Source organism: Thauera sp. 28, assembly GCF_000310145.2.
Taxonomy (GTDB): domain Bacteria; phylum Pseudomonadota; class Gammaproteobacteria; order Burkholderiales; family Rhodocyclaceae; genus Thauera; species Thauera mechernichensis.
The window spans coordinates 20,876-34,471 of sequence record NZ_AMXA01000002.1 but is presented as its reverse complement, the minus strand read 5'-3'; the positions used below and the strand labels follow the sequence as shown (position 1 = coordinate 34,471).

Annotated in this window: 15 protein-coding genes; 12 read left to right on the top strand and 3 right to left on the bottom strand. The window is 62.0% G+C overall.

The features are described from left to right. Positions 1–4: 4 nt before the first annotated feature. The 8 genes from ccoS (at position 5) to C662_RS19870 (ending at position 6,137) form a co-directional block, all read left to right on the top strand. A complete protein-coding gene (gene ccoS, locus C662_RS02130; RefSeq protein ID WP_002924408.1) occupies positions 5–223 on the top strand; it encodes a cbb3-type cytochrome oxidase assembly protein CcoS in 219 nt (72 codons plus the stop codon). Positions 224–752: 529 nt separating this feature from the next. Beyond that, on the top strand, positions 753–2,183 hold the full coding sequence (gene ccoN, locus C662_RS02125) for a cytochrome-c oxidase, cbb3-type subunit I (RefSeq protein WP_002924407.1): 1,431 nt from the start codon (positions 753–755) through the stop codon (positions 2,181–2,183). A 15-nt stretch (positions 2,184–2,198) separates the two neighbouring features. Further along, positions 2,199–2,834, top strand: a complete 636-nt coding sequence (ccoO, locus tag C662_RS02120) for a cytochrome-c oxidase, cbb3-type subunit II (protein ID WP_002924405.1) — start codon at positions 2,199–2,201, stop codon at positions 2,832–2,834. 15 nt (positions 2,835–2,849) lie between these two features. Beyond that, positions 2,850–3,038: a CcoQ/FixQ family Cbb3-type cytochrome c oxidase assembly chaperone gene (locus C662_RS02115; protein ID WP_002924399.1), complete on the top strand. Its 189-nt coding sequence runs from the start codon at positions 2,850–2,852 to the stop codon at positions 3,036–3,038. After that, entirely contained in the window at positions 3,031–3,921 is an 891-nt protein-coding gene (ccoP, locus tag C662_RS02110; protein ID WP_002924397.1) for a cytochrome-c oxidase, cbb3-type subunit III, read from the top strand. Before C662_RS02115 ends, ccoP begins: the two co-directional genes overlap by 8 nt. Positions 3,922–4,019: 98 nt before the next feature. Further along, the gene (gene ccoG / locus C662_RS02105) at positions 4,020–5,450 is read left to right on the top strand and encodes a cytochrome c oxidase accessory protein CcoG (RefSeq protein WP_002924396.1); all 1,431 of its coding nucleotides are present in this window, start codon (positions 4,020–4,022) and stop codon (positions 5,448–5,450) included. A gap of 1 nt (position 5,451) precedes the next feature. After that, the gene (locus C662_RS02100; RefSeq protein WP_002924395.1) at positions 5,452–5,967 is read left to right on the top strand and encodes a FixH family protein; all 516 of its coding nucleotides are present in this window, start codon (positions 5,452–5,454) and stop codon (positions 5,965–5,967) included. A gap of 23 nt (positions 5,968–5,990) precedes the next feature. Beyond that, positions 5,991–6,137 carry a DUF3149 domain-containing protein gene (locus C662_RS19870; RefSeq protein WP_002924391.1) on the top strand — a complete coding sequence of 49 codons (147 nt, stop codon included), beginning with the start codon at positions 5,991–5,993 and terminating at the stop codon, positions 6,135–6,137. A 69-nt stretch (positions 6,138–6,206) separates the two neighbouring features. Here C662_RS19870 and C662_RS02095 read toward each other — a convergent pair whose 3' ends face one another. Continuing rightward, the gene (locus C662_RS02095) at positions 6,207–6,650 is read right to left on the bottom strand and encodes a universal stress protein (RefSeq protein ID WP_002924389.1); all 444 of its coding nucleotides are present in this window, start codon (positions 6,648–6,650) and stop codon (positions 6,207–6,209) included. A gap of 168 nt (positions 6,651–6,818) precedes the next feature. Between C662_RS02095 and C662_RS02090 the strand changes: the two genes are divergently transcribed. Further along, positions 6,819–8,222, top strand: a complete 1,404-nt coding sequence (locus tag C662_RS02090; protein ID WP_002924387.1) for an MBL fold metallo-hydrolase RNA specificity domain-containing protein — start codon at positions 6,819–6,821, stop codon at positions 8,220–8,222. A gap of 144 nt (positions 8,223–8,366) precedes the next feature. Further along, positions 8,367–10,004, top strand: a complete 1,638-nt coding sequence (locus tag C662_RS02085; RefSeq protein WP_232431577.1) for a PHA/PHB synthase family protein — start codon at positions 8,367–8,369, stop codon at positions 10,002–10,004. A 23-nt stretch (positions 10,005–10,027) separates the two neighbouring features. Here the strand turns inward: C662_RS02085 and C662_RS02080 are convergent, their stop codons facing one another. Further along, positions 10,028–10,711, bottom strand: a complete 684-nt coding sequence (locus tag C662_RS02080) for a Crp/Fnr family transcriptional regulator (RefSeq protein WP_002924384.1) — start codon at positions 10,709–10,711, stop codon at positions 10,028–10,030. Between the two features lie 97 nt (positions 10,712–10,808). Between C662_RS02080 and C662_RS02075 the strand changes: the two genes are divergently transcribed. Further along, positions 10,809–11,189, top strand: a complete 381-nt coding sequence (locus tag C662_RS02075) for a SirB2 family protein (protein WP_002924382.1) — start codon at positions 10,809–10,811, stop codon at positions 11,187–11,189. Positions 11,190–11,222: 33 nt separating this feature from the next. Here the strand turns inward: C662_RS02075 and fnr are convergent, their stop codons facing one another. Further along, positions 11,223–11,963 (bottom strand): fumarate/nitrate reduction transcriptional regulator Fnr, encoded by a 741-nt coding sequence (gene fnr / locus C662_RS02070; protein WP_002924380.1) that lies wholly within the window; start codon positions 11,961–11,963, stop codon positions 11,223–11,225. A 149-nt stretch (positions 11,964–12,112) separates the two neighbouring features. On the opposite strand from fnr, the gene hemN reads away from it, so the two are divergent. Continuing rightward, positions 12,113–13,504, top strand: a complete 1,392-nt coding sequence (gene hemN / locus C662_RS02065) for an oxygen-independent coproporphyrinogen III oxidase (RefSeq protein ID WP_002938169.1) — start codon at positions 12,113–12,115, stop codon at positions 13,502–13,504. Positions 13,505–13,596: the final 92 nt, after the last annotated feature.

The following is a 13,596-nucleotide window of genomic DNA, read 5'->3' as shown; positions in this document are numbered from 1 at the left end:
TGGCATGGAGAGCCTGTACCTGTTGATCCCGCTATCGGTGCTGCTGGTGTTCGTGATCGGTGTGATCTTCTGGTGGTCGCTGCGCAGTGGTCAGTACGACGACATGGAGGGGCCAGCCTATCGGCTGCTGATGGACGACCGTGACGAGCCGGCTCCGGACGCCCGGGAGCGGGAGGGGGGTGACGCGAAGCGGACCGCAGGGCGTGACGAGGGTGAGCGCTGACATGTCGCTTCGGCGCTTGCTCCAGGGGTGGTGCAGATGCGGACAGGTTGACCTAGGTCAACACGCGCTTTGGCGGCGTGGCGATAATTGTGCCGTGGTTGTCGATCGGGCTTGGAAGACGGTGGGCAACGAGTGTTTTTATGTCTCTCTGTTGGGGTTGGGGGTGCGTTGATACGCACCCTTTTTTTTCGTCTGTCATTCTCGATTTCGGCGTTTTGGGTATGCGGCCCGTGGTTGCTGCGGTCGGTCCGATATGGGGGCGAAGGCGCTCCTGTTGCGTGCGGCGCTTGCCCGCAAACGCCCGTCTGACTGCGCTTTCAGCCTTGTGACGAGGGTCTTGCCTGATCGGGCACATGGATCTGGATTTCGTCCAATTTTTGCTTCCTCGCCCCCCTCGGCTGCAATACAATGTTGATCTGTGTCAAATTGGGATTTACGCCAACGCGTATTCTCGGCCGGTCTTCAGGAAGTGCGCCGCAGTCGTCGCGCGTCGTGCTCGCAAAGCTTTCAAAACAAAGAGGTGACTCACATGCAATCGCAAGCGACTTATAACTATAAAGTCGTGCGTCAGTTCGCCATCATGACGGTGGTGTGGGGCATCGTGGGCATGCTGGTCGGTGTCATCGCCGCAGCACAGCTCGTGTGGCCCGAACTGAACGTTCACGAATTCCTGCACTTCGGCAGGTTGCGCCCGCTGCACACCAACGCCGTGATTTTCGCGTTTGGCGGCTGTGCACTTTTCGCCACCTCCTACTACGTGGTCCAGCGTACCTGCCACGCTACGTTGTTCGCGCCCAAGCTGGCGGCCTTCACCTTCTGGGGCTGGCAACTGGTCATCGTGCTCGCGGCGATCACGCTGCCGCTGGGCTACACGACCTCCAAGGAATACGCCGAGCTGGAGTGGCCGATCGACATCCTGATCGCTGTCGTGTGGGTCTCTTACGCGGTGGTGTTCTTCGGTACCATCGTCAAGCGCAAGATTTCGCACATCTACGTCGCCAACTGGTTCTTTGGTGCTTTCATCCTCACCGTGGCGCTGCTGCACATCGTCAATAGTGCCGCCATCCCGGTGTCGCTGTTCAGCATGAAGTCCTACTCCGCCTACGCCGGCGTGCAGGACGCAATGATCCAGTGGTGGTATGGCCACAACGCGGTGGGTTTCTTCCTGACCGCGGGCTTCCTGGGCATGATGTACTACTTCGTGCCGAAGCAGGCCGATCGTCCGGTGTATTCCTATCGTCTGTCGGTGGTGCACTTCTGGGCGCTCATCTTCACCTACATGTGGGCTGGCCCGCACCACCTGCACTACACCGCGCTGCCTGACTGGACCCAGTCGGTGGGCATGGTCTTCTCGCTGATCCTGCTTGCGCCGTCCTGGGGTGGCATGATCAACGGGGTTCTGACCCTGTCCGGCGCCTGGCACAAGCTGCGCACCGACCCGATTCTCAAGTTCCTGATCACCTCGCTCTCGTTCTACGGCATGTCGACCTTCGAAGGCCCGATGATGTCGATCAAGACGGTCAATGCGCTGTCGCACTACACCGACTGGACGGTTGGTCACGTGCACTCCGGTGCGCTCGGCTGGGTGGCGATGATCTCGATCGGCGCGGTGTACTTCCTGCTGCCCCGCCTGTATGGCCGGAGCGAGATGTACAGCGTCAAGCTGATCAACGCTCACTTCTGGATCGCGACCATCGGCATCGTGCTCTACATCGCCTCGATGTGGATTTCCGGTGTGATGCAGGGCCTCATGTGGCGTGCGACCAACCCGGATGGCACCCTGACCTACTCCTTCGTCGAGAGCGTCAAGGCCAGCTACCCGTTCTGGACCATCCGTTTCATCGGCGGCGCGCTCTTCCTCGGCGGCATGTTCATCATGTTCTACAACATGGTGAAGACCATCGCCGGCCAGAAGGCCTATGACGCCCCGGTGCTTGCGCCTGCGGCTGCCCACGCCTGATCGGAGAACAACAACATGGCTCAATCGAAACACGAAAAAGTCGAACGCAACGTATTCCTGATGATCGTCCTCACGCTGCTCACTGTCAGCGTGGGTGGTCTGGTCGAGATCGTGCCGCTGTTCTTCCAGCACTCGACCACCACTGCAATCGACCACAAGGGCAATGCGCTCGACGTCAAACCCTATGATCCGGTGCGCCTGGTCGGCCGTGACATCTATGTGCGCGAGGGCTGCTACAACTGCCATTCGCAGATGATTCGTCCGTTCCGCGCCGAAACCGAGCGTTATGGCCACTACTCGGTGGCGGGTGAGTTCATCTACGACCACCCGTTCCAGTGGGGTTCCAAGCGCACCGGTCCGGACCTGGCCCGAGTTGGTGGTCGTTACTCCGATGAGTGGCAGCGTGTCCACCTGATCAACCCGCGTGATGTCGTGCCTGAGTCGAACATGCCGGCCTTCCCGTGGCTGGATCGTCCTGTCAAGGCGGACGACATCCAGGCGAAGATGCGTGCGCTCAACAAGGTCGGCCTGCACAAGTACAGCGAGGAGGAAATCGCCGCGGCGCCTGCAGCGCTCGAGGGCAAGACCGAACTCGATGCGATCGTGGCCTACCTGCAAGGGCTCGGCACCGCGATTTCGAACTTCAGGTAAGGAGCTGGGCGCGCCATGGATATAAATGACTTCAGAAGCCTGATCACGGTGCTTGGGTTCCTGTGCTTCCTCGGCATCTGCGCCTGGGCGTACAGCAAGCACGCCAAGGCCGGCTTCGACGAGGCGGCGCGCCTGCCCCTGAGCGACGACGACCTGCCGGCCCAGGGGGGGCGGCAAGACCAAGAGGGAAAAGCAAATGGCTGACTTTATCAGCGGTTTCTGGAACATGTATGTGATGGTCCTCGTGGCCCTCTCCATCCTGTTCTGTGTGTTCGTGCTGGTGTCGAACATGACCAAGCGCGAAAAGGGGCCGGTCGAGCTTCACGGCCACGTGTGGGACGAGACGCTCGCCGAGTACAACAACCCGCTGCCGCGCTGGTGGATGTACCTGTTCTGGATCACGATCGTGTTCGGTGTGGTTTATCTGGCGATCTACCCGGGCTTCGGCAACGTCAACCAGCACCGTGGGCAGTGGGCGCAATACGACGCCGAGATGCAGGCCGCGGAAGAGCGCTTCGGCCCCGTCTTTGCCAAGTATCGCGACATGGACGTCATGGCCGTGGCCGCGGATCCCGACGCCCGCGCCATGGGGCAACGCATGTTCCTGACCTACTGCGCGCAGTGTCACGGTTCGGCTGCCCAGGGTGCGAAGAGCTTCCCGAACCTTACCGACAGCGCCTGGCTGTGGGGCGGCGAGCCGGACAACATCCGCGAGACGATCACCAACGGCCGCAACGGCATCATGCCCCCGTTCGGGCCGGCGCTTGGTGCAGAGGGTGCGAAGGATGTCGCCAACTATGTTCGTTCGCTGAACGGCCTGGCGCATGACTCCCTGCGGGCGCAGCGCGGCAAGGAAGGTTTCGAGACCAACTGCGTGGCCTGCCACGGTGCCGATGCAAAGGGCAACCCGATGCTTGGCGCGCCCAATCTGACCGACAACATCTGGCTCTACGGTTCGTCCGAGGCCGTCATCATCGAGACCATCACGCACGGCCGTAACAACCGTATGCCGGGCTTCGGTGAGTTCCTCGGCGAGGACAAGGTCCACATCCTGACCGCTTACGTACTGAGCCTGAGCAAGAAGTAACAGTCGCACCGCAGTCTGCAGTTCCATCTCCGGGGGAATGGGGGTTCCCCCGGGGTTACCATAACAACAATAACAACACTTCATCGGTACACTAGGCCATGAGCAGCACGACCCCAGAACCCCGCAAGCCGGCGCAAGCCAACTCCGACGCCAGTTTCGATACGCTTTACGCCGCACGCAAGAAGCTCTACGTGCGCGCAGTCACCGGCCTGTTCGCCAATTGGCGCTGGGCCCTGGTGTGGTTCACCCAACTCGTTTTCTACGGACTGCCCTGGCTCAGCTGGAACGATCGGCAGGCCGTGCTGTTTCACCTCACCGAGCGCAAGTTCTACATCTTCGGCTGGGTGTTCTGGCCGCAGGATGTCTTCTTCCTCGCCATCCTGCTGATCATCTCCGCATACGCGCTGTTCTTCTTCACTGCGGTGGCCGGACGACTCTGGTGCGGCTACGCCTGTCCGCAGACGGTCTACACCGAGATCTTCATGTGGATCGAGCAGAAGATCGAGGGTGATCATGTCAGGCGGCAGAAGCTCGACCAGGCTCCCATGAGCGTCGGCAAGGCCGCGCGTCGTGGCAGCAAGTTTGCGGCCTGGGGGCTCGTCGCGCTGTGGACCGGCTTTACCTTCGTCGCCTACTTCTCGCCGCTCGACGAGCTCCTCGCCTCCCTGCTTACGCTTGGCTTCGGCCCTTGGGAGCTGTTCTGGATCCTCTTCTACTCAGGCTTCACCTACCTCTTCGCCGGGGTGTTGCGTGAGCAGGTCTGCAAGTACATGTGCCCTTACGCGCGTTTCCAGGCCGTCATGTTCGACCCGGATACGCTCGTCATTACCTATGACGAGGAGCGTGGCGAGCCGCGCGGGACGCGCAAGAAGAACATCGACCCGCGCAGCGTCGGCAAAGGGGACTGTATCGATTGCGGCATATGCGTTCAGGTTTGTCCGACCGGTATCGACATCCGCGATGGCCTCCAGTACGAATGCATCGGCTGCGCAGCCTGTATCGATGCCTGCGACCAGGTCATGGACAAGATGAACTATCCCCGTGGCCTGATCCGCTACTCCACGGAGAACGCGCTCAAGAAGCATTGGGGGCGCAAGGAGATCCTGCTGCATGTACTGCGGCCGCGGACATTGATCTATGGCGCCGTGCTGGTACTGGTCTCTCTTGCCTTCGTCTGGGGGCTCGCGGCGCGCGATCCTCTGCGTGTCGACATCATTCGTGACCGCTCGTCGCTTGGTCGTGAGATCGAAGGCGGCTTCATCGAGAACGTCTACCAGCTTCAGGTCATGAACATGACCGAGGCGCCGCGCGCGTTCCAGCTCGCGGTGTCCGGCATGCCCGGGGTGCGTATCGGTGGTGTCGAGCGCGTCGAGGTGCCGGCGGCGTCTACCCAGGCGGTGACGCTTCAGGTCCTGGTGCCCTACGACGCGGGTGCTCCCGGTGCCAACACGATTGCTTTCCGCATCACGGCCGAGGACAACCCGGCGCTGAGCGTGAATGAAGAAACCACTTTCCTGATCCCGAGGTGACATGAGTACTGCTGCGTCCGACAAGTCCCCCCCTCCGCCGTGGTATCGGCAGGGCTGGCCCTGGTTTCTGATCACGTTTCCGGCAATTGCAGTGATTGCCGGCATCGCAACCTTCGTCATTGCCGTGAAGACTTTCGATGGCATGGTTGTTGACGACTACTACAAGGAAGGCCGGGCGATCGTTCAGACCATGGGCAGGGCCGAGCACGCCCGCGACCTTGGTCTGAAGGCCGACCTCCGGATTCGTAGTCAGGAGATCAGGATCGAGCTGGGCGCGACCAACGCGGTCGATGTGCCAGAGCGGATCCGGCTCACGATCTCGCACCCCACACGGGGTGGTCTGGACCAGGAGTTGGTTCTCACCCGCAAGGGCGAAGGGTTGTATGAAAGTGCAATTGCGCCCCTTGGTACCGGGCGCTGGTTGTTCCTGATAGAAGATGAGTCCCGCAGCTGGCGCATGAACGGGGCCGCGTTCCTCCCTGCAGAGATGGAGATCACCATTGATCCGAATGCCTGATTTTTCTGCTAAGGAGGTATGTCATGGCCTGGGAGTTGTTGTTCACCAGTGATATCGGCTTGCTGAGTCTGTTCACCATCCTGTTCGTGGTCGTGATGGCGATCTATCTGTATCGCTTCGCGCGTCGGCACATGGCCGAAGACGAACGCAGGGCGAGCGCCGGGCGCTGATCAGCACACCGGTAAACAAAAAAACGGCCCGTGAGGGCCGTTTTGCATAAGCGCGGGTTCCTGTCCCTTTCAGCGATAGACCAGGACGGGCGTCTTGCTGTGGGTGAGCACCTTCTGTGTTTCGCTGCCCAGAAGCAGACCTGCGATGCCACGCCGGCCATGGGAGGCCATGAAGATCAAGTCGCAGCCATGGCGATCGGCTGCATCGATGATTGCCTCGTAGGGGACTTCGTTGACGGCAGTGTCCGTGTCCGACGCCACGCCAGCCTCATCTGCGCTGGCCTTGGCCTTGGCCAGGATGGCGCTTGCCTCGGACGCGGCCGATTTTGCGAACTGTTCCGGCGTTGTGGGGTCGATCAGTGCGCCTTCGCCATAAATGGGCATGGGAAAGTCGGGCTGGGCGTAGAAGAAGGTGATGCGCGCTCCGGCGTCCTTGGCGAAGGAGACGGCGCGGGCCACCGTGCTTTCGGACAAGGCCGACCCATCGGTCGGGACCAGGATGTGCTTGAACATGACGGAGACTCCCTGTTGTGTGTCACGATCCGATTATAGCCAGCGCCACGTGCTGAGGGCGCTTGATCGCGATCAAACAGCCTGCGGATTGCTCCGTGATTCTTGTGGCGTGCGTGTAAGGTGCATGCGGGGCGTTGCAAGCAGTACGCATAGGGAGGCTTGTTGACGATGCAACTGACTTTCTACGGCGCCGCTGGAGAGGTGACGGGGTCCTGCCTCAAGGTGGATCATCCTGACGGTGCATTCATCGTCGATTGTGGCTTGTTTCAGGGTGGCAGGCAGGCCGATCGCAAGAACCGGGAGGCGCTCGAATTCGATCTGCGCGAGATCCAGTTTGCGCTCCTTACCCATGCGCATCTAGATCATAGCGGCCTCGTCCCACGGCTCGTTGCCTTGGGTTACCGGGGGCCGATCTACGCTACCGCTGCCACTGTCGACCTCCTGGGCGTCATGCTGATGGACTCGGCCTTCATACAGGAGAAGGAGTCCGAGTGGGCCTTGCGCAATGCGCGCTCGAGGAAGGCGCAGCGGTACAGGGAGCTTGCGCCGTTGTATACGGTCGAGCAGGCGCGGGCGAGCCTGGGGCGCCTGCGTGCGATCGCATATGATGTCTGGTTTGCGCCCGCGCCTAGTGTACGCTGCCGGTTTCGCAATGCCGGTCATATCCTGGGCTCGGCGATCATCGAGATCGAGTTCGTCGGGAGCGGGCGCCGCATGGTCGTCTCGGGCGATCTGGGACAGCCCTTGCGGCCTGTCCTGCAGGATCCCGTGCGGGTTACGCGCGCCGACATCGTTTGCGTGGAGTCGACCTACGGTGATCGCGCTCATCGCTCGGTGGGTGACACCTACGAGGAGCTTGCCGATGTGCTCAACACCACGCTCGCACATGATACGGGCAACGTGATCATTCCGGCCTTCGCAGTGGGGCGAACCCAGGAGATGCTGTTCGTGCTCGCCGATCTTGTCCGTTCCGGGCGGGTGAGCCGGCTCGACGTTGCGGTTGATTCGCCGATGGCCACAGCGGCGACCGAGCTCACCGTTCGCCACCGCGAGCTCTGGGATGACGAGACGCGGGAGCTGTACGACTGGGTGCAGGCCAATGGCGAACGTTTTCGCTTGCGCTTCGTCCAGGATGTCGAGGAATCGATCGCGTTGAACGCCGTGCGTGGCGGGCGCGTGATCATCTCGGCGAGCGGCATGTGCGACGCCGGGCGAATCAAGCACCATCTACGTCATAACCTGGCGCGTACGGAATGTGCGATCGTGATCGTCGGTTTCCAGGCTGCCGGCACGCTCGGTCGCCGGTTGGTCGATGGTGCCAGGCAAGTCACGCTGTTCGGGGAGCGAGTACCCGTTCGCGCGCGCGTGCACACCATCGGTGGCCTGTCCGCGCATGCCGACCGCCCGGCCTTGCTCGACTGGCTGCGCGGCTTCACGCCGCCGCCAACGAGGACTTTCGTCGTCCATGGCGAGGTGCTTGCCGCTGCCGGCCTGGCTTCGGCAGTGGAGGGTGAGCTAGGCTGGAGCGGTGTCGAGGTGGCTGTCGCCCGACATCCGTACCAGCTCCGATGAATCGTTGCGAGGAGAGCGAAGCACATGACTACACCGGACCGCAGGAGTCGTCCATCGTCGCACCCGAGGGCGACGCGCGGGCGTGCCAATGAATTGCTGCGTCGACTGCACGACAAGGTGGAGGGGTCGGTCGATCCGCTCGGCATGACCGCGCCCATAGTCCACGCGCAGCTTGCCTGGATGGCGCATCCACAGGAGCTGAGCGAGCACCTGCTGAGTCTCTCGCGCGACCTTTTCCGGCTGCAGATGCACACGTGGGATCGCATGCGCGGCATTCCGAGCGAGGATCCGATCAGCCCGAATGCCGATGATGCGCGCTTCTCAGATCCTGCCTGGACCGAGCGCCCGACCTGGGACCTGATCAAGGAGTGGTACCTCGCCTTCACCCGCCATACGCAGGACATGCTCTACGAGACGCCGGGGCTGTCGAACAAGGAGCGCAGGCGCGCAGCCTTCTGGTGGCGGAAATGGCTCAATGCGGTTGCGCCGACCAACTTCTTCTGGACCAACCCTGTTGCGCTCAGGCGCGCGATCGAGACCAATGGCGACAGCCTGAGGCGTGGCTTCGAGAACTGGCTCGCCGACCTGCAGGCCGGCAACGTTCGCATGACGAGCCCGGATGACTTCCGTGTGGGCGAGAATCTCGCCACCACGCCTGGTGCCGTGATCTACCGCAACAGGTTGCTCGAGGTGATCCACTATGCCCCGACCCAGAAGCGCGTGCGTGCCGAGCCCGTGGTGATCATCACGCCCTGGATCAACAAGTTCTACGTGCTCGATCTGGTGCCGCGAAAGAGCATGATCCGCTTCCTGCTCGATCAGGGGCTCGACGTGTTCATCACCAGCTGGAAGAACCCTGATGCCAGCATGAGCGAGGTGGGCTTCGATGACTACCTGATCGAGGGCATCGACGAGATCGTCCGTCAGGCGCGCGCCTTCACGGGCGCCGCAAAAGTGCATGCCGCCGGCTATTGCATTGGCGGCACCGCACTGGCGATGTACATGGCGTGGGCGAACCGGCGCTATGGTGAGGCCGAGATGCCGGTCGCCGACTGGACCTTGTTTACGACGCTGGTCGACTTCCACAAACCAGGCGACATCGAGGTCTTCATCGATGAGAGCAGCATCCGCTACCTGACCGAGCAGATGGCTCGCAAGGGCTACCTGGACGGCAAGGAGATGGCCGCCTCGTTCAGGCTGCTGCGCTCCAACAGCCTGATCTGGCATTACGTCGTGCATGGCTGGCTGTACGGAGAGTCACCGCCGCCATTCGACGTGCTGTTCTGGAACATGGATACCACCCGCATGCCGTACCGCATGCATGCCTGGTATTTGCGCGAACTCTACCTGCACAACAAGTTGATCCAGCCAGGGGCCTTGCAGGTCGCCGGTGAGGCGCTCGACCTCGCGGCCGTTTCGCAGCCGCTCTATGCGGTTGCGGCCGAGGACGATCACATCGCGCCGTGGCTGCAAACCTTCAAAGTGGTGCATCACGTTGGCGGACCGGTGCGGCAGGTATTGTCGAGTTCCGGGCATATCCTGGGCATCGTCAATCCCGTCGTCGATCCGCCCAAGCGCCACTACTGGGTCGAAGCCAGCACACGCGACGATACGCCGGAAACCTGGCGTCAGCGCGCCAAGCGTTGCGAGGGGAGCTGGTGGGAAGATTGGATGCGCTGGCTCAAGCCACGCTGCGGCGCGCTCGTGGCGGCGCGCCCGGTGTCGACCGAGGCTTTTCCCGCGCTTGCCGATGCGCCAGGGCAGTACGTGCTCGAGCCCTGAACGGCTACCGTGCTGCAACGGCCTCAGGCGTTGTGCCGTGCCAGGCGTGCAGGGTCGTGCAGGGTGATGCGCTTGCCCTGCACGCTGATCAGGCCTGCTTCGCTGAGGTCATGGAAGATTCGCGACAGCGTCTCGGGGGTCAGGTTGAGGCGCGAGGCGATCACCTGCTTGCTGGTGGGAAGCGCAATCTCGCATGGCGTGTCGCTGTCCGCCACCTGCAGCAGGTAGCCGATGACGCGCTGCATGCTCGAGCGCAGCGAGTAGGTTTCGACGTCCTGGATCAGGCTGTGCAGACGAATCGCCATGCCGGCCAGCAGTTTGTGAGCGAAGGTCGAATCCTGGTCGATGAGTTCGGTCACGACCGCCTGGCCGACATGGATCAGCACCGTGTCGCACAAGGCCTCCGCAAAGACCGGGTAGGGGTGGTTCATGAACATCACCGCCTCGCCGAAGCTCTGCATCGCACCCACGATCTCGACCACCTTCTCGGTGCCCTGTGGCGACGAGAAGGCCAGCTTGATCTGGCCCGATACGACGAAATAGAAGCCGTGGGGCTGGTCGCCGCGCTGGAACAGCACTTCGCCCCTGCCGACATGCCGATCGCGGGTGTAGCGCGACACACGCTGGATATCCGACTCCGACAACTCACTGAACAGCGGGATGCGATGCAGCAGGGCAGGGATGTCGACATGGGGGTGCTGGGACATTGCTTTGACTCCGGAACGATTCGTAATCTTACCCGAGACGGGCGACAATACCCGTTGCCCGAGACCGGCAGCTTGCCAGCCCTTGCAAGGAGAAAGGATGTACTACGCGATCAAACACCTTCACGTCGTCTGTGTCGTGCTCAGCGCAGCGGGTTTCCTGCTGCGCGGCATGTGGATGCTGACGGGCAATCCGATGCTCTCGCACCGGCTCACCCGTGTGTTGCCGCACATCATCGACAGCCTGCTGCTGCTGTCAGCGATCACGCTGGCGGTCATGATCGCGCAGTACCCGTTTGCCGCCGACTGGGTGACCGCCAAGGTCGGTGGCCTGGTTGCATACGTGCTGCTTGGCACGCTTGCACTCAAGCGCGGCCCGACCAAGCCGGTGCGTGCGGGCGCCTTTGCGGCCGCCCTGTTCGTGTACGTATGGATCGTGTCGGTCGCCTTCACCAAGAATCCCGCAGGCTTCCTTGCCTGAACAATGGCGGCCGTCGAGGCGGAGCGGCCAGCGTCAGCGCGCGCCGTGCTGGTGCTGGATCAGGCGCTTGAGCCCGGTGGGATCGAGCAACTGCACGTGCTTCTGTTGTACCGAGATCAGCCCTTCGTCCTGGAAGCGGGAGAAAGCGCGAGACACCGTCTCGAGCTTGAGCCCCAGGTAGGAACCGATCTCCTCGCGCGTCATGCGCAGGTGGAATTCCTGCGCCGAGAAGCCGCGCGCATTGAAGCGCTGCGACATGTTGAGAAGGAACGCCGCCAGCCGTTCCTCGGCGCGCATCGAACCGAGGAGCATCATCACGCCGTGGTCGCGCACGATCTCGCGGCTCATCACCTTGTGGAACTGCAGTTGCAGGCCTTCCACTTCGTGTGACATCTGCTCGAGCTTGTCATAGGCGATCACGCAGACCTCGCTGTCCTCGAGGGCGATCGCATTGCAGGTATGCGACTCTGCACTGATGCCGTCGAGGCCGAGAATCTCTCCGGTCATCTGGAAGCCGGTCACCTGATCGCGGCCGTCTTCGAGCAGCACGTCGGTCTTGAACGAACCGGCGCGGATGGCGTAGATCGCCTCGAACGGATCGCCCGCACGATACAGGCTTTGCTGGCGCTTGACCTTGCGCCGCGCGCCAACGAGTTCGTCCAGGCGGTTCAACTCGCTGTCGGACATCCCGAAGGGCAGGCACAACTCGACCAGGTTGCACTGCGAACAGGCAGACTTGAGCCCGTTCACGGTAATTGGCACGCTCGCCCTCATCTGCACGATAATCCTGCTTCCCCGACAAAAGACGCCAGACCTGGCTCAGGAGTGGTTCGATCGGGCAACACATCACGCCCGTTGACCCACGTCAACCAAAAAAACGCGGCGATCTGCCATTGTTTGGCACACACTGCCGCAGCAAGATCATGACAAGCCAGAACCAACTCATCTTCGATCCGCAACTCATCCGCCGATTCGACATCAACGGACCGCGCTACACGTCCTATCCGACAGCGGACCGCTTCGTCGAGGCCTTCAACGCCGATGCGCTCAAGGCCTGGCTCGCAAAAAGGGCGGTCGGCGGCGTCAGCAAACCGCTCTCATTATACTTCCACATCCCCTTCTGTAACACGATCTGCTATTACTGCGCCTGCAACAAGATCATCACCAAGGATCATGGGCGCTCGGCCAAGTATCTGAAATACCTGGCCAAGGAGATCGCGATGCAGGCGGAATGCCTGGAGGGCAGCCGCCAGGTCACGCAGCTCCACCTCGGTGGGGGAACGCCGACCTTCCTGTCGCATGACGAGATGCGCGAGCTCATGGCCGCGGTGCGCGAACACTTCACGCTCGTTCCCAATGGCGAATACTCGATCGAGGTCGACCCGCGCAAGGTCGACTTCGACACCGTGAAACTGCTCGCCGAGCTTGGGTTCAACCGCATGAGCGTTGGCGTGCAGGACTTCGCCGAAGATGTGCAGGCGGCGGTAAACCGCATCCAGAGCTATGACGAGACCAAGCTCGTCATCGACGCGGCACGTGCCACGGGCTTCAAGTCCGTGAGCATGGACCTGATCTACGGTCTGCCCAAGCAGAACGTGATCAGCTTCAACCGTACCCTCGAGCAGGTGCTGGAGATCTCGCCCGATCGCATCTCTCTCTACAGCTATGCCCACCTGCCGGGCCTGTTCAAGCCGCAGCGCCGCATCAACAGCGGCGACATGCCCACTGCAGACACCAAGCTGCAGTTGCTGCAGCTCGGTATCCGCCGCCTTACCGAGGCCGGCTACGTCTATATCGGCATGGACCACTTCGCCAAGCCGGATGACGAACTCACCGTTGCTCAGCGCCAGGGCCGTCTGCACCGCAACTTCCAGGGCTACTCCACCCAGGCCGAGTGCGATCTGCTTGCCTTCGGCGTATCGGCAATCGGCAAGATCGGTCCGGTGTACGCGCAGAACGTCAAGACGCTCGACGAGTACTACGATGCGCTCGACCGTGACGAGCTGCCGGTCCTGCGTGGCATCGAACTTACCGCCGACGACCTGTTGCGGCGTTCGATCATCCAGGCGCTGATGTGCCACTTCGAGCTGTCCATGCAGTCGATCGAGATCGCCCACCTGATCGACTTCCGCTCCTATTTCGCCGAGGAACTTGCCGACCTGCAGGAGATGCAGAAGGCCGGGCTGGTGAAGATCGAGGGCGACTGGATCAGCGTCGAGCCTGCTGGTCGCCTGTTGGTGCGCGGTGTCGCCATGGTGTTCGACCGCTATCTGCGCGCAGACCGTGAGCGCGCGCGCTACTCCAGGGTGATCTGAGTCACGCGATCGCGAGGGCGGAGCGATTTGTCGCATGCGGTTGCGGGCGTGCAGGCGTAAAATGCGCTTTTGCCTCGCGCCGCACCGGATCG

Bases quoted from the DNA above. Each gene is read 5' to 3' on its own strand.
- ccoS (WP_002924408.1), top strand. From the start codon at position 5: ATGGAGAGCCTGTACCTGTTGATCCCGCTATCGGTGCTGCTGGTGTTC.
- ccoN (WP_002924407.1), top strand. From the start codon at position 753: ATGCAATCGCAAGCGACTTATAACTATAAAGTCGTGCGTCAGTTCGCC.
- ccoO (WP_002924405.1), top strand. From the start codon at position 2,199: ATGGCTCAATCGAAACACGAAAAAGTCGAACGCAACGTATTCCTGATG.
- C662_RS02115 (WP_002924399.1), top strand. From the start codon at position 2,850: ATGGATATAAATGACTTCAGAAGCCTGATCACGGTGCTTGGGTTCCTG.
- ccoP (WP_002924397.1), top strand. From the start codon at position 3,031: ATGGCTGACTTTATCAGCGGTTTCTGGAACATGTATGTGATGGTCCTC.
- ccoG (WP_002924396.1), top strand. From the start codon at position 4,020: ATGAGCAGCACGACCCCAGAACCCCGCAAGCCGGCGCAAGCCAACTCC.
- C662_RS02100 (WP_002924395.1), top strand. From the start codon at position 5,452: ATGAGTACTGCTGCGTCCGACAAGTCCCCCCCTCCGCCGTGGTATCGG.
- C662_RS19870 (WP_002924391.1), top strand. From the start codon at position 5,991: ATGGCCTGGGAGTTGTTGTTCACCAGTGATATCGGCTTGCTGAGTCTG.
- C662_RS02095 (WP_002924389.1), bottom strand. From the start codon at position 6,650: ATGTTCAAGCACATCCTGGTCCCGACCGATGGGTCGGCCTTGTCCGAA.
- C662_RS02090 (WP_002924387.1), top strand. From the start codon at position 6,819: ATGCAACTGACTTTCTACGGCGCCGCTGGAGAGGTGACGGGGTCCTGC.
- C662_RS02085 (WP_232431577.1), top strand. From the start codon at position 8,367: ATGACCGCGCCCATAGTCCACGCGCAGCTTGCCTGGATGGCGCATCCA.
- C662_RS02080 (WP_002924384.1), bottom strand. From the start codon at position 10,711: ATGTCCCAGCACCCCCATGTCGACATCCCTGCCCTGCTGCATCGCATC.
- C662_RS02075 (WP_002924382.1), top strand. From the start codon at position 10,809: ATGTACTACGCGATCAAACACCTTCACGTCGTCTGTGTCGTGCTCAGC.
- fnr (WP_002924380.1), bottom strand. From the start codon at position 11,963: ATGAGGGCGAGCGTGCCAATTACCGTGAACGGGCTCAAGTCTGCCTGT.
- hemN (WP_002938169.1), top strand. From the start codon at position 12,113: ATGACAAGCCAGAACCAACTCATCTTCGATCCGCAACTCATCCGCCGA.